Raw genomic sequence first — 18,246 nt, forward strand, 5'->3', positions numbered from 1 at the left:
GCGACGACATCCATGAAGCCTTCATGACCCTTGCCGCTGCGATCATCTGCTGGCGACGCCCCGTCCGCTGATCTTTCTGTTAGGACCTCTAAGAGGCGCCACAGCTGCGGTTCAAGGAGCGGCTCAAGCAGCTTCTGCCGCTGCGGCAGCAGAGCTTGCCACAAGGGAAGCCCGAGAAGCGACGCGTGCACGTAATAAGCAGAATACGCAGCAGGGGAAAAAAGGGGGTACGGCCCCCAAGGGCTGGAGACCCACACAGGCCACAAGGCAGAGCCCCTACGGCGACGACCGCCGCGAACCCAGGCCCCCAGCACGCCCCGACCCGAAACCGAAGCAACAGCATGACCAGAATCCAACGGGTCGTCCCTGCACAGTGAATTGTGGCGTCAAGCAGCCCACTTATCAGCCTCCACCCAAACCAAAGACGGAGCCAAAGGCCGATCCCTGCGCTACCTTCTGTTGGGTCAAGGGCCCTAAACTGCCCAATTGCGGTAAAAAGTGCACGGTCGAGGGAAATATCGCTCTTGCCGATGATCCGTGTTTCGTTCCCGGGATGCCGTGCGCCAATCCGGACCGCATCGAACTTGGCGATGCCTCCATCGCCGATCCTGTCGGCGTCCCCGCCGACAGCCCCGGCACCGGCACCATCATCCACTGCGACGACAGTTGGAGTTTCGCCGGGCAGTGCATCGACAGCGTGGCCGTGGTCGACCCTGCGAGAGAACCGGCCGACGCCCCTGACACGTACTACAGCGACCCACCCCCTCCCACTATCTACTCCTGTGACAGCGCACCCAACAGCTTCGTCCCCGGCACCCGAGTGCTCATGGCCGACGGCACCACCAAAGCCATCGAAGACGTCAAGATCGGCGACCAGGTCATCGCGGCCGACCCCACGACTGGCCGTAGCAGCGCTGAACCAGTCACCGCACTGATCGAGGGCCAAGGCCCGAAAAACCTCGTCAAGATCACCGTAGACGTTGACGGCAGCGCTGGCACCGCCACCGACACCATCACCGCCACAGACAACCACCCCTTCTGGGTGCCCGTCCTGCGCCAATGGATCGATGCCGGACGGCTCCAGCCTGGCATGTGGCTCCAGACCTCAGCGGGCACATACGTCCAAGTCGCCGCTGCGCAAACGTGGACCGCCGTCCAGCGCGTCCACAACCTGACGGTCGCTGACCTGCACACGTACTATGCGGTGGCAGGCAGCACAGCAGTCCTCGTCCACAACGACAACAGCTGCGGCCCTGCCAAGGGAAGCGCCCGCCCCGATGACGAGACCGTTTTCGCAGGCCATGGCGGCCGGTCCTTTGGCGACGGCTGGACTAAGGTGCCCCAAGGCACCTCACTGGCGGTCTACGGGAAGAAGGGCCGTACAATCACGGACTTTACAGGATTCCGGGTCGAGGTAGGCGATCCCGACCTCAAGCCGACCAAGGTCTACGGCCCCGGAAGCCGCGTTCGAAACCTGCAGCTGTATCCGCCCACGCCGGATTTGGCCATTCACTCCAGGTCAACCACGGTGCGATCGCAAACGCCCTTGTCGGAATTGCTGAAGCCCAACATGGGGACGTGCCACTGGGCTGCTTGCCAGGGAAGCAGGGAGCCATGACGTTCTTCCGAGACTCGTCGGAGTACGTCTATAGCCCCTCGGCTATTCCGGACCGCAATGTCGGATGGCTCAGTCCATGGCGTTCGTACGCGAAGGGCCCGGTGCCGGCGGGATTCCTGGATGCGCTTCGGCTGCATGTGGCGGTTCCCAGGAACCAGACCCGCGGGTTTCACCGCTGCGGCTTCTGCCTCAGGCGGGGCCGCGAGGGGCTTCCTGCCGTGACGATGCCCACAGGGGTTGAGGTGCCCCTCGGTAGTGCGGAGATCCATCTGTTCTCGGCCGAGGGAATCATCTATTCATCACCCGACCTGATCTATCACTATGTGGAGTGCCATGGATATCGGCCGCCGGGCGATTATGTCGAAGCGGTCATGGCGCCCGGCTTGAACCGGGAAGTGCTGAGGAGGCTGCGTGAGGTCTTGGTCCGCGCGCAAGAGGCGAACGACCGGATCGATGCTGCTCTTGATCTCCTGGTGATGTCACCGTATGAAGCCCAAGGGTACATTTCCGCGGCTGATCTTGACGGCGCCGCAAATCTGTTCCTGAAGCAAAAGCTCATGGTCGTGGAAAGGCGGCTCGGTACGGATTGGCAGAGCAGGTGACGGGGACTCAATGTCGTGATTCGCCTCGTGACAGGCGGTGAACGCTCGGCCGCAACTCGATGGGCGTGCGGACCCAGGCGTCCGACAGCCGGCACAGCGCCTACAAGGCGAACGTGCTGTTCCGCCGGCAGAGCGTCGTGCTCGCGACCGTGCACGTGGTCGGCAGCGAGAACGGCCTGGCGCCATGGGCCCTGTGCGGTGCCAAAACACGGACACTGCTGCTGAGCTGGGCGTTTGTCGGGTGATCAGGCTGCTCTGTGGTACTCGTTGATCAGTCCTGTGACGGTCCTTCGACGGTGGATCCGGGAAGTCATGTCGATCACCTTGCTGGGATCGTGCGATGGCGGGCGGAGCGAACGGCCCTGATGTGGGCGATGATGGTTGAAATGGCGTTCGTACTCGGTCGGGACCTTGCGCAGGTGCCGCTCACCATGGATGAGCAGGTGGTCGAGGCACTCGCGGCGTAGCGTTCCCACGAATCGTTCGGCGAATGCGTTCGCTCGTGGTGACCGGACGGGCGTCTTGATGACCCGCACCCCAGCGGCGGCGAATACTCATCGAACAAGCGGGAGAACTTGCCGTCACGGTCCCGGATGAGAAACCTGAAGGCGCCGGCGCGTTCACCCAGGTCCATCAGCAGGTTCCGGGCTTGCTGGGTGGTGCGGGTGCCGATTATTCATCCGGCCAGGTCAAGCCGCATGGTGGTACTCCCTGATGACACCGCCCAGTCGGTCGCGTCGGCGAATGTCGAGCGGCGCGATCGGGGCAGAGTCTGTGCTTGGATCAGGAAGCGCTCGGAGCGGAGCTGCCTGCTGGAGCGCTCGATGTGGCCGATGTTCGTTGTAGAACGTCTCGAATTCACGCAGCGCCTGGAGAAGGTGCTTCTGGTTCCAGATCAAGGTCCGATCCAGCAGCTCACAACGACAGGTCTGAATCCACCGTTCCATAAGCGAATTCATCCGCGGTACCCGGACACCGCTCCTGACGACGCGGATTCCAGCATCGACCAGCACGGCGTCGAAGGCCGCGGTGAACTTGGCATCCCGGTCACGTATCAGGAACCTGGCCATGCCGCTGGCCTCCTGCGGGTCCATGACGAGATTGCGACCGAGTTGGGTGACCCACTGCCCTGTTAGGGCGGGCGGTCACGCCGAGGATCCGAACACGGCGGGTGGCGTGCTCAATGACCGCCAGCACATAGAGCCGTGCCCCGGTCAGCGTGCGCACCTCGAAGAAGTCACACGCCAGCAGCGCGCCAGCCTGGCTCCGCAGGAACGCGGCCCACGTGGTGGCCGCCCGCTCGGGAGACGGATCGATCCCCTGGTCCTTAAGACTCTCCCAGACCGTGGAGGCAGCGACCTTGATACCGAGCACGGCCAACTCGCCGTGAATACGCCGGTAGCCCCAAGAGGAGTTCTCCCGCGCCCGGCGCAACACCAGGACGCGGATGGCGCGGACCGTGCGCGGCCGTCCGCGCCGCCGCGATGCGCTGGCCGCGGCGTGACGGCGCCGCAGCAGATCACGATGCCACCGCAGGATAGTTTCCGGCCGCAGCAGCAACATGAGGTGCCGCAACTGGTCCATCGGCAGGCGGTGGAGCAGCCCAGCGAGGACGAACCGGTCATCCGGCGTGAACACGGGCCTGGTCACCTGCCGCTGCAGTACCGACAACTGGTGCCGCAGATCCAAAATCTCGATGTCTTTGTCATGATCGCTCCTGGACAGTAAGCGCAGGAGCGAGAAGATATTCGTCACCGTGAGGTAGGCCAAGCGCAGCACCACAACCGATCATCATGCCGTTCGCCGGGGCCCTCGTGACACCGCCGGGCCGAGATCGCCCATCATGCCTACGAGCTGCGCGGATGAATAATCGGCACCCGCAACAGGCGCCGGTTGACGAAGGCGTGGCCGAGCGTCGAGGCGTAGGTGAGCATGGGCATGACCTGGCAGTTCTCTGCTCCACCGCCTGGGCCGCGCGGGCGATCATGCCGTGCACGAACCCCGCCGACGGTGCAGCACCGGTCAGCGAAGCGACCAACTCGGCGCAGCGGTGCACCGGAATCGCGTGGGCCACCATCAGATACCACACCACGCCTGCAGGTTGATGCCCAGGCTGACCGGCGCGGCCGGCACCCCTTGCGGTCGCGTGGCGGCGTGCACCTTCCTAGCCCGCCGATCCATCGCCGCTTGAGGCAGTGTAAGAACGTCCCTCATCCGCCGAGACCGTCGAGTCTGGTGAAGGCCTCCTCGACGATTTGCGGCAGCCGTGCGGGATCCTCGGCGAGGTGCATGGCCGTGTAGAGGCAGGCCAGCGACACCTGCGTGGCCAGCGTCGCCACCGTGGGAGTGGCGCCGTGTTCGGTCAGTACGGCAACGATCATGGCGGCCTGCTGCTGCTGCTTCAGCAGCAGTCGCGCCATCAATTCGGGATGGCGACGCAGCAGCCTGGCGTGAACTGCAGACCGTTCCGGCGTGGTCGTCCATCCGGTCAGGCCCTCCTGAGTGGCGGCCCTGATCACCCTAAGTGCGGTGGCCAGCGAGTCGCCGATCGGTCGGCGGCGCTCGGCTTCCCGGCGTAGCGTGCCGATGAGGACTGCAAGGGTTCGTTCATCGTCGGCGAACACGACCTCCTGCTTGTCGCCGAAATAGCGGAAGAAGGTCGTGCGCCCGACTTCCGCCCGCTCTGCGATCTCCGTCACCGTGACGTCGTCAAACCCGCGCTCGCTGAACAGTTCGTAGGCAGCCGTGATGATCGCGTTCCGCGCCTTCTGCCGCTTGCGTTCTTGGAGTGACTCGGCCGACATGCCTTGCAGTCTATCCATACGGAACTCGATACGTTATGGTACTGAGTACCAAACGGTATCGAGTTCGGAGGGCATGTGCCAAGGATCGGTTTGCGGCGAACGGCCGCGGGTCCTCTCGGCGCAGGCGCGGACCTTGCGGTCCAGGCCCCTCGTCGACCGGGCGATGCGGGCAGAACTGGCGTTACCCGGCGGAGCAAGCGGCGAGATACGCGTATCGCTGTGGGGCTGGCCTCCGTTGTCGGTCGGCGCCAGGGTGGCAGGAGAGCATGGCGAACTGAGCGTCATCAACTTCCTCGCCCCGCACGTCTTCCACTGGCTGACGGTACGCGGCCCAGGCGGCACCCGCGTCGAGCGAGTCGCCGGCGAAGCCGCCTACACGAGCCAGCTACGGAACTTCTATGCGGCGATCACCGCAGGTGCTCCCGTGCTCACGGACGCCCAGGACGCCGTCGTCACGATGGGCCTGCTCGACGACATCTACCGGGCGGCCGGGTTGCCGCCCCGAGGCAATGGAGGTTGACACGTGAAAGAACAATCCCAGGACGACGGGGTGTCGCGCCGCGGCTTCTTGCTGACCTCGACCGCGGTGGCGGCGCTCGCCGCCACCGCGGAGCGCCCTCGGCCGGCCATGGCCGCGAGCGCGCCGGGCGTTGTGGAGGTCGCGTTGGAGGTGAACGGGAAGACGCGCACGCTCAGCCTCGACCCGCGGGTCACGCTGCTGGACGCGCTGCGCGAGCGGCTGGACCTCACCGGAACCAAGAAGGGCTGCGACCGTGGCCAGTGCGGCGCGTGCACCGTGCACGTGGACGGGCGCCGGGTGCTGTCGTGCCTCACGCTCGCGGCAGGCGTCAGCGGCAAGGCCGTGACCACTGTCGAGGGGCTGGCCAACGGGGACCGACTGCATCCGGTCCAGCGGGCGTTCGTGGAGTGTGACGGGTTGCAGTGCGGGTTCTGCACACCAGGGCAGGTGATGTCCGCCGTCGCGCTGATCGAGGAGGGGCACGCGGGATCGGAGGCGGAGATCCGCGAGCACATGTCTGGAAATATCTGTCGTTGCGGCGCTTATCAACAGATCGTGCAGGCAGTGCGGACGGCGAAGGAGGCGGCGTAATGCGTCCGTACACCTTTGCGTCAGTGCGCAGTGTAGGCGAGGCACTAGGACAGGCACGCGACGGATCGGCGTACCTGGCAGGCGGGACGACGCTGGTCGACTTGATGAAGCTGGAGGTCGTCACCCCCGCGCATGTCGTGGACATCACGGCCGTGCCGCTGCGCGGCATCCGGGCCGACGCCACGGGCCTGTTCATCGGGGCGACGGAGCGCATGGCCGACGTGGCCGGGCACGACCTGGTCGCGGGCCCGTACCCGATGCTGGCCGAGGCGCTGCGGCAGAGCGCCTCCCCACAGATCAGAAACATGGCCACCATCGGCGGCAACCTGTTGCAGCGCACCCGCTGCGGCTACTTCCGCGACCCCGCCACCGCATGCAACAAGCGCTCACCCGGCTCCGGCTGCCCGGCCGTCGGCGGGCACAACCGCTCACACGCCATCCTGGGCACCAGCGACGCCTGCGTCGCCACGCACCCCAGCGACATGGCCGTGGCCCTCATCGCGCTCGACGCCCGGCTGTCGCTGCGCGGCACCGACGGTGAGCGGACGCTGCGGTTAGCCGACTTCTACCGGCTCCCGGGCAGCACACCGCACCTGGAGAACGAATTACGGCCCGGCGAGCTGATCACCGGCGTGACCGTGCCCGCGCTGTCCTGGGCGCGCACGTCCGTGTATCTGAAGGTGCGCGACCGGCAGTCGTACGAGTTCGCGCTCTGCTCCGCGGCCGTCGCGGTGAACGTGACGAACGGCGTGATCGGCGAGGCCCGCGTCGCGGCCGGCGGCGTGGGCGCCAAACCCTGGCGGCTGCCCGGCGTCGAGAGGGCGCTGAAGGGCAGGCCGATGCGGCTGCAAACCTTCGAGGCCGCGGTGGCGCACGCCGCCGACGGCGCACGCCCACTGTCGCACAATGCCTTCAAACCGGCGCTGCTGTGCCGCACCATCATCCGCGCACTCGTCCACCTGGCAGGCTGATGTGGCAGAACCCTCGATGGACCGGATCGACGCGCGCGCCAAGGTCACCGGGACAGCCAAGTACTCCTCCGACCACAATCTGCCCGAAATGGCCTACGGGTATATGGTGACCAGCACGATCGGCAAGGGCCAGATCACCTCGATGGACCTGAGCATGGCCCGCGCCGCCGGGGGAGTGATCGAGATCTACACCCCCGACAACCGGCTGTCCTTCCCCGGCACGATGCCCGCGCTCGGAGGCGTTTTCGCGGAGACCCGCCACCCGTTCGCCGACCGCGAGGTCCACTACTACGGCCAGGTCGTGGCGCTGGTCGTGGGCGAGACCATCGAACAGGCCCGGGACGCCGCGGCGCTGATCAAAGTGACGTACGTGGCGCAGCCCCCGAAATCCTCCTTCGAGGACGCCAAGCAGAACCCAGCGGACCCGCCTTCCATCCCCGGGCTACCGCTCGGGGAAGTGATCGAAAAGCCGGTGGGCGTCGACATCGAGGCCGCGCTGGCCGCCAGCGAGATCAGAGTGGAGGAGACGTATGACGTCCCGCCCAGGCACCACATGATGATGGAGCCACACGCGGCCGTGGCGGCCTGGCAGGCCGGCGAGCTGACGATCTTCAGCGGAACCCAAGGGCCGGCGGCACACGCGCTGGAAGTGGCCACAGTGCTGGGCGTACAGCCCGCCGACGTACACGTCGTCAGCCCCTACGTGGGCGGCGCCTTCGGTGGCAAGGCGTTCACCTGGGCGCCTACCCTGCTGGCCGCGGCGGCCAGCCGCGCGCTCGGCCGCCCCGTCAAGGTCGTGACCAGCCGCGAGCAGCTCTTCACCGTGACGGGCCACCGGGCGGCGTCGTCGCAGACGTTCGGGCTCGGCGCGGACCGGGACGGGCGCCTGAAGGCGATCAAGCACCACACGACCAGCCAGAGCCTCGTGGAGGACCCGGGCTACCGCACCACTGCGAAGTTCTACGCCACGCCGAACGTCCATATCAAGCTGTCGATCACTCCCGATATGAACCTGCCCGCCGCCACGATCATGCGCGCCCCCGGCGACGAGGCCGGCTCTTTCGCCCTGGAGAGCGCCATGGACGAGCTGGCCGTCGCGCTCGGCATGGACCCCATCGAGCTGCGCATGACGAACTACCTCCAAGGAACCCTGATCGAGGGCAAGCCGTACTCCAGCAAGCACCTCGACGAGTGCTACCAGGTCGGCGCCGAGCGGTTCGGCTGGTCGCGCCGCCGTGCCCAGCCGGGCACGGTCATCGACGGCGACTGGCGGATCGGCATGGGGATGTCGACCGCCATCCTGGACTCGGGACGGGCACCCACCGCGGTGCGAGTAACCTTCCGCCCGAACGGCACCGCCACCGTAGCTTGCGCCACCTCCGACGCGGGCACCGGAATGTGGACGATCATGGCCCTAATCGGGGCTGGTGCCCTGAACATACCGGTCAACCGGATCAAGCCCGCGTTGGGCGACTCCAGGCTGCCTCTCGTGGGCAGCAACGACATGTACGGCGCCGTCGGCTCCGCCGCCACCTCGACCGTTACACCCGCGATCCTGGTGGCCGCGCAGGAGGCTGTCGACGAGTTGGTCCAACACGCCACCACGGCCGAGGGCTCACCACTGTTCGGTGCAACCGGTGTCCGGTATGACGGGGGCCGCCTCGTCGGGGCGGGAACATCGGTGGACTTCGGCGAGTTGCTCACCCGGACCAGAACCTCCGAGGTCGGCGCCCAGGGAACCACCGCGGCAGCGGACGACAGCCACGCCTACGCCTCGTACGCCGCGCACTTCTGCGAAGTCAAGGTCAACAGGTGGACCGGGGAGCCGCGCCTGTCCCGCTTCACGACCGTAGTGGACGCGGGCGCCATCCTCAACGCCAAGACCGCGCGCAATCAGATCACAGGCGGCGTGCTGTTCGGGCTCGCGGCGGCGATGTTCGAAGAGGGCAAGGTCGAGGGCGCCACCGGCCGGATCTCGAACGCAAATTTCGCCGACTACGTGCTGCCGGTCAACGCCGACACGGTGCCGATCGACGTACATTTCCTCGATTATCCCGACACCAGGCTCAGCCCGACGGGCGCGCGCGGGATCGGCGAACTCGGCACGGTCGGAGCCGCCGCTGCCTTCGCCAACGCCGTCTACAACGCCACTGGTAAGCGCATCAGGACTCTGCCCATCACCCCCGACAAGCTGCTCACCTGACCGGACAAGGGAGACGGTTGGTGACGGAAGAGGATTAATGTTCATGCGACGGCGTACGCGGGTTCGTCACGTGTCACACGCGTGACCAAGTGGACCAGGTCAAGAGCCGGTTGGTTCGCGGCTCGGGTATCGGGACGGTACTGCATCTGCTTGAGCCGGCTGCGGATGACCGCGGCGAGGTCCGCGTGTACGAGTTTTGAAGCGGTACAACCACGCGGGGCGATGTAGTAGACACACCGTCAAGAAGCCGTGGAGCTCTAGCTAACGACATTTCCTGGATTCTATATATTCTGACTTCGTACAGGTTCTCCACTCCTTCGAACGGACGAGATCCTGCGCATTCTGACCTTGTCCGAGCCGTTTAGCAACACAAAAAGATCGTGACGGTTGGCATTCGATGTGCGCTGCAAGTGCCGAGACCGCTCAGGTGCACCGCGCTTGTGCCCTTAGTGGCAGCAAGTTCGGTGCAGGCCACGAGCTTTTGGGTTTGAACGATAAGTTGGACCGGCCTGATGCATTATTTGCGGGAGTTCTCTTGCCGTGTTAGAGTGAAGACCGCCTTGCTGAATGAGGGGACTCGTTAATGTGCGACTCCCTCTCGACAGAACCGCTTGCTTGTACGAATATCGCTGCCCCATTATGGCGGGCACCAGGCGCGCAGATACGACCGCGAGCGCGAACCTCGTCGACCCCACGTCAAACTAACTCTTGAGTGGTCCCGTAACCCGGACATGCGGCGACATGCTGCTAATGATCGCCGGCATCACCACCCACAGGGCAAGATGGCGAAGCTTCTACATCGCACCTTTCCAACCTCGGACTCTCTGATCAGAGAGCTGGTCCGCGAGTTGCGTCTCTCACCTGAACCAGGTGTCCTGCCATGACGCCGGATTGGGTGCAGCCGGTGGACCGGCCTCTGGCCTGATCCAAGCGGCAAGTCGAAAAGGATCACTCCAAAACTCTACTAGGGCTTGGCGAGAAGGCTCGCCACAGGAAATTTTATTCGCGACTGCTCGTTCATTGCGAGTTCGGATTAGAGAAGGTAGGCATCATGGGAAAGATCCTGCGTAAAACGCTCGCCTCCGTTGCCGGTAGCGTGACGGCACTTCTACTCATGGCGAATACAGCACAAGCAGCCGATGGCCCAACGGCATACCACGGGAGCGACTGGGCTGTAGGCGTGCGTTATGACGATTTCCTCTTTCCAGATATTTTCCATGGGGTACAGGTGAAAGACGTGGAAGATGATGGAAACTATGTTTTCGCCCAGGTCTGGTATTATGATAACCGGAGCGCCTCTGAGCGGATGACAACGGCATACGACTACACACTTAACAGCACACCCACAAGTCAGGGGCTGCCGGGCGTGCCGGTCAAGTATCGGGTCTGCGAGGAAAATGGCTCGTGTGGCGGTTACAAGTCCTGGCCCCGGTGATCGCCCGCCGCCGCGCTCACGATTGATTCCCACGACGCGGCCACGACGCGATCTTCGATGATGAGCATGTGATCGCGTTCGGCGGATCGGTCGAGCGCTGGGGATCCAGGTAACGGCGGCGAAGCGGCCGCCTTCGCGGTCACGAGTCCCGAAGCTTCAGGGCGTCAATGCCGTGGGCGTTTACGCCGACCGTCCTTCCCAGCAGCCCTGCGCCTGCCGATAATTCCATCCATGCAGGTCAAGCGGCATGTGAGTACTCGTGGAGTACGCCGCCAAGCCGGGCTCGTCGGCGTATGTTCAGATCGGTGATTCGCTCTGGATCCGTGATCGGGTCCGGGACGGTATGCAGCGGGGCGGATTGGTTCAGGGCTTGATGGGCTCGGTGCCGGTTATAGAACAGTTCGTACTCGCGCAGGGCGTGCCGCAGGTGGCGTTCGTTCCAGATCAGGGAGCGGTCCAGGAGTTCACGGCGGCAGGACTGCACCCCATCTCTCCATGATGGAATTCATTCGCGGCATCCGGATACCGGTGAGTACGGTCTGCATACCTACGTCGGCGAGGATCTCATCCATGAGGGCGGGGAACTTCCCATCCCGATCGCGGATCAGAAAGCGTGCCCGGCAGTTCGCATCCTCCAGGTCCATCACGAGATTCCTGATCGCCTGGATCACCCAGTCGGCGGTCGGGTGAGCGGTGGTGCCCAGCACTCGAACGCGCCTGCTGGCGTGCTCGATGACCGCCAGGATGTACTGGCGCTGCCCGTCCAAGGTGACGGTCTCGATGAAATCGCAGGCCAGCAGAGCGTGGGCTTGCGAGCGCAGGAAGTCGGCCCACGTGGTGGACGCCCGCTGGGGTGCCGGATCAAGGCCTTCTTGCTTGAGGATCTCCCAGACCGTGGACGGCGCTACCTTGATACCGAGCATGGCGAGCTCACCATGCGCCCGCCGATAGCCCCAGCCAGGGTTCTCCCGAACCAGGCGCAGGACGAGAGCGCGGATGGAGCGGACCGTGGGCGGGCGCCCAGGCCGTCTCGGTTGGCAGGTACGGGCGTGACGCCGTTTCATCAGATTTCGGTGCCAGCGCAGGACGGTATCCGGGCGGACGAGAAGCCGCAGTCGGCCCAGGACCTCGCGGGGCAGCGAGGCCAGGAGAGCGGCGAGAAAGGCTCGGTCCTCGGGTGCGAATCTGGTTCTGGTGCCGGCGCCGAGTTGGCGTTCAAGGACGATGATCTGGTGGCGCAGGGCGAGTATCTCCACGTCCTTGTCCCGATCGCTCATGGGCAGCAACCGCAGCGCGGCGAAGGTGTTCGTGATGGTGAGGTAGGCCAGGCGAAGGAGCACAGCGGATCATCCTGCCGCACGCGTCTCCGTCTCCTGGGTGGCCGGAGTTCGCGCCGCCACGCGAAGCCCTCACATGGCCATGACCTGGGCGGATGTAATTTTCGGCAGGCGCACAGCTCCCGACCTTACAGACCGGCTTTATCAGAGTCTGTCACCGTGCCGCAGCTATTAATTCCCGAAAATGAGTAATGCTGGGGCCTTCGCGGCGTATCTAATGGGTGAGGGGGTCCGCTCTGGGGGTCCCTATCGCGCGCCTCGGGCCGTCCGCGTCAGTGATCATGAGGAGAGTAGTCGCCGTGTCGCATTCTCCGGAGCCTGCCTACAATTATGCCCTTCCGAGGGCATTTCCCTTCTACATCACGTGCGACGTGTCCCACTCGATGCACGCCCCCCGCGAGGACGGCAGGCAGACTCCGTTCGACATCCTTTCCAATTGTGTCGGGGAGCTGCTCTTTCAGCTCGAGGCCGGTGATCCGGGGGTGAGCGAGGCCGCGCACGTGTCCATCGTGGCCTTCCATGACAGGGCCGACGTGGTGCTCCCGCTCACCAGGCCCTGTGACGCGAGCAACATCCCCGCGCTGCCGAAGGGCGGTCAGACCAATTACGAGCAGGTGTTCCTGACCCTTCGGCAGCTCATCCAGGCCGACTGCGCCCGCCTGGCCGGGCAGTACCAGCTCAAGACCCCGGTGGTCTTCTTCGTCACCGACGGCGAGCCCTTCGTCGGAGAAGCCCGTCAGCCTGCCGAGGTCTGGCTGCCCGCCCATGCCAGGCTGATCGACCCCGCGTTCCCGCACCGCCCGCACATCACGGCGATGGGCTTCGGCCAGGTCACCGAGCAGACCCTCTGCCAGGTGGCGACGTCCTTCCGGAACAACCCGTTGGCGTACGTCGCGGACGAGTCGATCCAGGCGGTCAAGGTGGTGGCGGCGATAGCCCAGGCGGTCCAAGACAGCATCGGCAGCTCGATCAGGAGTTCCGACTTCGTGATCCCGATTCCGGCCGGCATGCGCCGGCTCCCCTGCGGAGGCTCCTGATGGGCCCGCCGGGCCGGGTCCGTACCAGCGCGGTCGCCGCCCTCGTCATCGGGTTCGCCGTCGCGGGCTGCAGCGGTTCCCGCGACTCGGGGCGGCAGATCATCGTCAACACGCGGGCGGGAGAGCGTGAGCAGCTCGTCGCCGAGATCTACGCCGCCGCGCTCGACCGGGCCGGCCTCGACGGCGTCGCCAAGAAGGTGGCCGAGGTCGCGGACTACGCGAAGCAGCCGGACGACGCACGGGTCGCCGTCGACTACGACCTCGACGTGCTCGTGGCCGCGTCGCCGGCCCCGTCGACGCCGGACGACCAGCGACTCCCCACCGCCCTCCCCGGGCACACACTCGTGAGCAGGACCGCGATCCAGAGCCGCGCGGTGCTCGCCGTGTCCCCCTCGCTGCAGCGGGACGTCCGGACGATCGCCGAATTCGCGCAGAGGTATCAGAACGACACGGCCCGCGTCACTGTCCTGGTCCCGCCAGAGTTCGGCGTGTTCAACCGGGCGCTGATCGACCGGGGACTCGCCGTCAGCAGTCAGGCCGACCAGGCCGCCTTCGACGCCACCCTGACACAGTCCGGTTTCACGGGAGGCGCGATCGTCCCGGCCGGCTCGAAGAAGGGAAACCTCGTCCCGCTCGAAGACCCGGACAATATCCTGCCCCCCCGGACGCTGAGCGTCTTCACCAGCGACAAGGTCGCCAAGGGGGACCCGGAGGCCGAGCGGGTGCTCCAGGAGGTGACGGACGCGCTCACCCCGCAGGTCGTCGACCGTCTGCTCACCGAGGTGAAGAACAACGGGAAGAGGCCGGCCGACGTGGCGAGGGACTGGGCGGGCGACAATGTGTCGATGTCGTCCGGGTTTCCTCTGGCACAGATGATCCTGGCCCTGTTGCTGGGCGGGGCGGCGGCGTTCACCGCGCTCTACCTGCTCGGCTGGCGTCCCGCGACGACCGCCGTGCGTGGGGGGAGGCAGCCGGACGTGGCGACACCCGATGCGCCGCAGTCCGCTGCCACGCAGGACACCCGCGTGGTCGTCGGTCCGGAGCCCAGGCGGATCGCCGTGCACCTGCCCTGGAGCACCACCTCGGCCGATGCCGGGCTTGCGCTCGACGGAGGCCTGGTCAAGGGCACGACAGTGCGCGCCGCCACGGTACGGGGCCGCACGCACAGCTTCCGCGGCGAGACCCGGCAGGACGCGTACGGTGTGCGGCTCAGCAGCGACGAGCGCTGGGTCATCGCGGTCGTGGCCGACGGCCTGGGCAGCGCGCGCCACGCGGAGATCGCGTCCACGGTCGCCGTCGGGGCCGCGCTGGACGGGATCGACTGCGCGTTGCGGTCCGGTGAACGCCCGCAGAACTGGGACTGGAAAACTGTGCTCGCCTACGTGTCCGACACGGTCCGGCGGACTACCGAGTCCCTCGGCTCGCCGCGGCCGGGCACCAATACCGAACGCGCCCCTTCCGCACGGCCCGGGACCACTCTGACTGTGGCCGTCCTCCCTTCGGAGGGAGAGGGGCAAGCTGTGTGCGCCGCCGTCGGCGACTCCCCGGCCATCCTCGTCACCGGCGGCCAGTGGCAGGCGTTGGCGTGCGGGAGAGGAGGCGGCGACAACGTGACGGCGGCGATCCCGGGCGACCTCGCCGACATCCAGGTCCAGGTGTTCTCGTGGCGCGCGGGTGACCTGCTGGTGCTCAGCAGCGACGGCTTCGCCGCGGGCGTCGCGGGCGGCCAGACCCCGCTGGCCCAGCGGCTGTCCCAGACCTGGCGCACGCCGCCGAGCCTGCTCGACTTCGTCCGGGAGGTCGACTTCCGCCTCTCTACCTTCGACGACGACCGGACGGTGGTCGCGATCTGGGCCGGACGCCACGATACGGCCGTGCCGTGACGGATCTTCGGATGATCGTCCGCGTCGGCGAGCTGACGTTCACCGGGGAGGGGCCGGTGCTCCGCGACGGAGGGCAGACGGACGGACTGCAGCTCTGCATCGCCCCCGACCAGCGCACCTACCTGTTCAAGAGGTACAAGTCCGAGACCGCCGACGAGGTGCGCGTCCCCGCGCTGCACTCCATGATCCGCTGGCGCAGGGAGCTCCCGGACGAGGAGCGTGCGGTGCTGGACGAGAGGTGCGCCTGGCCGATCGCCGTCGTAGGCACGCCCGCCAGGGCCGAGGGCATCCTGATCAGGCTCGCCGAAAGGTCGATGTTCGAACAGCGGACCTCCGGCTCGGGCGAGATGACTGAGACCCCGCGTCACCTCGACGAGCTCACCCGGAGCCCGGACCGTGCGAGGCGGATCGCACAACGGTACGAGGTGAAGAAGGCGTACTACGAGCCGCCGTACAAGCTGGCCGTGCTCGGTGAGCTGCTGGACACCGTCACCTGGCTGCACCAGCACGGGTACGCGGTGGGGGATCTGCAATTGCGCAACGCCGTCTTCACGATCGATCCGCGCCCCAAGACGTACCTCCTCGACTGCGACTCCTGCGTGCCGCTCTTGGGCGAGGGCGCGATGCCTCCCGTCGACCCGGAACAGTGGAAGCTTCCGGTGGAGCAGCGTGGGGTGGCCTTCGACGTGACCTCGGACCACTACAAGTTCGCCTGGGCGGTGGTGCGCTGCGTCCAGGAGATGGTCGAAACCTGGCAGCCGGATCCGGTGGTCCTCCGGAGGGTCATGCCGTCGGCCCTCGCCGACACGCTCATCGAGTGCAGCCGTACCCTGCCGCCGCCCGGTGTGCGGGAGCGGCTCCGAGAGGCGGCCGCGGTGTGGCCGAGGATGGTCATCGGGGAGCGGCTCTACGTCAACGTGGACGGCTACATCAAGAAGCCCTGGCCGACGGGCGAGTCGGCCGTGACACCGGCCCCGATCACTGCCACGCCTCCGGGGCCGGCTACCTCGGCAGGTTCGGGAGGGAAAGTGAAGTGGGCGGTCGTGGCGGGGGCCGTGCTGATCGTGCTCTTCTTCCTCATCATCGCCCTGGGTAAGTGACCTCGTTCAAGGGGAGTGAGCTAAATGTCAAGCACCAGCCGTGTCCCGGGCATCATGACCGCAGCCCCTGCGGAGTAGCCGATGCTTCGCCACCTCTCGATGCTCGCCGTGTCATTGGCCGTGTTCCTCAGCCCGGTGCTACCGTCCTCCACGCCGATCGTGCCCGACGGCTGTGAGCCACCCGACGTACGGCATCAGGAGCTCCAGGTGGCGAGAGACATGCTTCTGAACGTGCCGGACGCGGACATCGACATTCAGGTGAGTCCCCAGACCCTCCTGCCGACCTCGACGTCCTACGTCATCGACTACGTGGTGGAAAACTGCTCGGCGGATCATGGCGTCGCCGCCCGGGACGACGTCGCCTACACGGTCATCCTCGAGGTCGGCCCGAAGGTCCCAGATGTGCGAGACCTTTCCCGCGCCGACGCCGAAACCGCCCTTGACGCCGCCGGCCTTGGCAAGGACCCGCAGCCGGCGAGCGCGAGCGCCGACTGGAAGGTCGCCGGCCAGGATCCGCCCGCGGACCGACTGGTGAGCTTCGGCACGACCGTGCGAATAGACCTGGTCTCCCCGAATCCGCCCTCGTCCCCGTCCACGGTCACCACTTCTGCACCACCGCCCGGAACGCAGGGGCCCCAGGTTACCGTGCCGTCGCTGATCGGACTCGGCCCGGCGGTGGCCAGGCGGCAGCTCTCGGAGGTCGGCCTGGTGCTCAGTGTGGATCCCGATTCGCCCAAGACGGGGGCGATCCTCAGCCAGGATCCCGTGGCCGGCAGCCAGGTCTCCGAGGGCGCGACCGTGATGGTGTTGCTGCGGGAGGCGACGATGGAGGCGCCAAACCCGGGCAGCAGTGGAAACGAGAGCGAAACGGTCCCTGGGGAGATCCCCGAAGCCAACGGTGGCTCCATTTCGTCGCTGGTCCCCATAGCGATCGTAGGGATCATGCTCCTGGGACTGGCAATCGCCCTCGTCCTCGTCGCCCGGACCCTGCGGGCCCGCCGTACCGTTCGAAGGAGCGACCCGCACCAGGCCCAAGCCCCGTTCCCGTCCCAAACCCAGCCCCAGCAGGTGCCGTCGATCCACTGCGATCCGCACCCCGATCCCGCCCCGCGCCTGGAGATCCACCTGACCGGCTCTCCGCCGCCTGGCGCGGCCCCGTCCGCCCCGGTGCCGGACATTCGGGTGGAGCTGTTCGCGGACTCCGGCCGCCAGGAACTGAGAGAGGTCGTATCGTGACAGCCCACATCGAAACCGAGCCGGGCACCGCCGATCTTCTGCTCTTCGCGGACCCGAGGAACGCGGCGGCGGAGCTGTCGCGGGTCCTCGACACGCACCGCACGCTCGATCGGACCGAGGACGGCGCCCAGCGATCGGGCTCGGCCTTTCGCGACGCGCTCAACGGCAGGGTCGCCGACGCGGGCGGCGAACTGCTGCGCGGCGTCGAACTGGGCACGGTCCTGCTCGGCGGCTGGCTGCAGTACCGAGAGCTGGGGCCCGCCGCACGCAGGAGCCTCGAACAACCCGGAAGCACCGAAATAGTGCGCCTGGCCGGACATACGATCACATCGAAGCACGCCCCCTACGTCGACGTGTACATCGAGGGTCAGTACGTGGCCCGCGTCAGCTTCGGCATCGACCTGGAGTTCGAGGTCGCCATGCTCCAGACGAGCATTCGCAACGGTCGTCTGATGAGCCTGCGCGCGAGCGGCTGCATGGCGAGCATCACGTGGAGCGTGGAGGGCTTTCCGGTAGCCCAGAACACGGCGAGACTCACCATGCCGCTCCAGCTCAGGCTCGGTGACGGGATCCTCCTCCTCCGTGGAACGGACGCACCGCAACCATGACTGCGTCGAGGGTGCCGGGTATAACGCCGGCGGCACGACGCCCCACCTGTGGGCGCCCAGAATTCAGCCGCCGAGTGTGACCGTCGGGTTGTTGCTTCAGTCCGTGGACCTGTACGGGCATCTGGTCCCGGAGGCATCCGAGCGGGCTCGTACGGCGCTGAACAACGTGTACCGCTTCATAACGCATCGCAAGGTGCTTGATCTGCGGTTTTGACCTTCAGCAGCGTACGGGCAAGATCGCGGCTTGTGTCGGTTCGTCTGCTGTATCTGATCATGGTTCGGGTGTTCGGCTGGCTGGTGT

The 18,246-nt window shown here is 66.4% G+C and carries 19 protein-coding genes; 13 read left to right on the forward strand and 6 right to left on the reverse strand.

All coding sequences use genetic code 11. From position 1 onward, the window contains the following. Positions 1–191: hypothetical protein (locus ABD844_RS36535; protein WP_344888375.1), on the reverse strand; the 191-nt coding region annotated here is incomplete at its 3' end. Between the two features lie 362 nt (positions 192–553). Between ABD844_RS36535 and ABD844_RS36540 the strand changes: the two genes are divergently transcribed. The 3 genes from ABD844_RS36540 to ABD844_RS36550 are packed head-to-tail and all read left to right on the forward strand — an operon-like array spanning position 554 to position 2,465. Next, positions 554–1,618, forward strand: a complete 1,065-nt coding sequence (locus tag ABD844_RS36540; RefSeq protein WP_344888378.1) for a putative adhesin — start codon at positions 554–556, stop codon at positions 1,616–1,618. Next, a complete protein-coding gene (locus tag ABD844_RS36545; protein WP_344888381.1) occupies positions 1,615–2,220 on the forward strand; it encodes a DUF7919 family protein in 606 nt (201 codons plus the stop codon). The genes ABD844_RS36540 and ABD844_RS36545 overlap by 4 nt, the downstream gene beginning before the upstream one ends. Before the next feature lie 59 nt (positions 2,221–2,279). Continuing rightward, complete coding sequence (locus ABD844_RS36550) at positions 2,280–2,465, forward strand: hypothetical protein (protein ID WP_344888384.1); 186 nt, start codon at positions 2,280–2,282, stop codon at positions 2,463–2,465. On the opposite strand, the gene ABD844_RS53400 is transcribed toward ABD844_RS36550, so the two are convergent. From ABD844_RS53400 to ABD844_RS36565, 4 genes are all read right to left on the reverse strand, one after another. Then, complete coding sequence (locus ABD844_RS53400) at positions 2,466–2,756, reverse strand: integrase core domain-containing protein (protein WP_425568719.1); 291 nt, start codon at positions 2,754–2,756, stop codon at positions 2,466–2,468. It lies immediately after the preceding gene. 153 nt (positions 2,757–2,909) lie between these two features. Beyond that, positions 2,910–3,290, reverse strand: coding sequence for an integrase core domain-containing protein (locus ABD844_RS36555; protein WP_344888387.1), 381 nt, complete (start codon positions 3,288–3,290; stop codon positions 2,910–2,912). After that, positions 3,268–4,002 (reverse strand): hypothetical protein, encoded by a 735-nt coding sequence (locus ABD844_RS36560; RefSeq protein ID WP_344888390.1) that lies wholly within the window; start codon positions 4,000–4,002, stop codon positions 3,268–3,270. The genes ABD844_RS36555 and ABD844_RS36560 overlap by 23 nt, the downstream gene beginning before the upstream one ends. 428 nt (positions 4,003–4,430) lie before the next feature. Continuing rightward, a complete protein-coding gene (locus ABD844_RS36565; RefSeq protein ID WP_344888392.1) occupies positions 4,431–5,024 on the reverse strand; it encodes a TetR/AcrR family transcriptional regulator in 594 nt (197 codons plus the stop codon). 133 nt (positions 5,025–5,157) lie between these two features. Between ABD844_RS36565 and ABD844_RS36570 the strand changes: the two genes are divergently transcribed. The 5 genes from ABD844_RS36570 to ABD844_RS36590 all read left to right on the forward strand — a co-directional run bounded on the left by ABD844_RS36570 (position 5,158) and on the right by ABD844_RS36590 (position 10,744). Next, positions 5,158–5,544 carry a hypothetical protein gene (locus ABD844_RS36570; RefSeq protein ID WP_344888394.1) on the forward strand — a complete coding sequence of 129 codons (387 nt, stop codon included), beginning with the start codon at positions 5,158–5,160 and terminating at the stop codon, positions 5,542–5,544. 108 nt (positions 5,545–5,652) lie between these two features. Continuing rightward, positions 5,653–6,135 carry a (2Fe-2S)-binding protein gene (locus ABD844_RS36575; protein WP_344888423.1) on the forward strand — a complete coding sequence of 161 codons (483 nt, stop codon included), beginning with the start codon at positions 5,653–5,655 and terminating at the stop codon, positions 6,133–6,135. Further along, the gene (locus tag ABD844_RS36580; RefSeq protein ID WP_344888396.1) at positions 6,135–7,106 is read left to right on the forward strand and encodes an FAD binding domain-containing protein; all 972 of its coding nucleotides are present in this window, start codon (positions 6,135–6,137) and stop codon (positions 7,104–7,106) included. The genes ABD844_RS36575 and ABD844_RS36580 overlap by 1 nt, the downstream gene beginning before the upstream one ends. Before the next feature lie 16 nt (positions 7,107–7,122). Further along, positions 7,123–9,309: a xanthine dehydrogenase family protein molybdopterin-binding subunit gene (locus tag ABD844_RS36585; RefSeq protein WP_344888399.1), complete on the forward strand. Its 2,187-nt coding sequence runs from the start codon at positions 7,123–7,125 to the stop codon at positions 9,307–9,309. 1,051 nt (positions 9,310–10,360) lie between these two features. Next, positions 10,361–10,744: a hypothetical protein gene (locus ABD844_RS36590; protein ID WP_344888402.1), complete on the forward strand. Its 384-nt coding sequence runs from the start codon at positions 10,361–10,363 to the stop codon at positions 10,742–10,744. Between the two features lie 464 nt (positions 10,745–11,208). Here ABD844_RS36590 and ABD844_RS36595 read toward each other — a convergent pair whose 3' ends face one another. Then, complete coding sequence (locus tag ABD844_RS36595) at positions 11,209–12,084, reverse strand: helix-turn-helix domain-containing protein (protein ID WP_344888405.1); 876 nt, start codon at positions 12,082–12,084, stop codon at positions 11,209–11,211. Between the two features lie 368 nt (positions 12,085–12,452). Here ABD844_RS36595 and ABD844_RS36600 point away from each other — a divergent pair, with 368 nt between their 5' ends. The 5 genes from ABD844_RS36600 to ABD844_RS36620 all read left to right on the forward strand — a co-directional run bounded on the left by ABD844_RS36600 (position 12,453) and on the right by ABD844_RS36620 (position 17,945). Next, positions 12,453–13,118: a vWA domain-containing protein gene (locus ABD844_RS36600; protein ID WP_344888408.1), complete on the forward strand. Its 666-nt coding sequence runs from the start codon at positions 12,453–12,455 to the stop codon at positions 13,116–13,118. Continuing rightward, positions 13,118–15,001: a protein phosphatase 2C domain-containing protein gene (locus ABD844_RS36605; protein ID WP_344888411.1), complete on the forward strand. Its 1,884-nt coding sequence runs from the start codon at positions 13,118–13,120 to the stop codon at positions 14,999–15,001. Before ABD844_RS36600 ends, ABD844_RS36605 begins: the two co-directional genes overlap by 1 nt. Further along, positions 14,998–16,101, forward strand: coding sequence for a hypothetical protein (locus ABD844_RS36610; protein WP_344888414.1), 1,104 nt, complete (start codon positions 14,998–15,000; stop codon positions 16,099–16,101). The genes ABD844_RS36605 and ABD844_RS36610 overlap by 4 nt, the downstream gene beginning before the upstream one ends. 81 nt (positions 16,102–16,182) lie before the next feature. Further along, positions 16,183–17,337 (forward strand): PASTA domain-containing protein, encoded by a 1,155-nt coding sequence (locus ABD844_RS36615; protein ID WP_344888417.1) that lies wholly within the window; start codon positions 16,183–16,185, stop codon positions 17,335–17,337. Beyond that, positions 17,334–17,945, forward strand: a complete 612-nt coding sequence (locus tag ABD844_RS36620; protein WP_344888420.1) for a hypothetical protein — start codon at positions 17,334–17,336, stop codon at positions 17,943–17,945. Before ABD844_RS36615 ends, ABD844_RS36620 begins: the two co-directional genes overlap by 4 nt. The last annotated feature ends 301 nt before the right edge of the window (positions 17,946–18,246 follow it).

The sequence above is a fragment of the Nonomuraea antimicrobica genome (genome assembly GCF_039536965.1).
Lineage (GTDB): Bacteria > Actinomycetota > Actinomycetes > Streptosporangiales > Streptosporangiaceae > Nonomuraea > Nonomuraea antimicrobica.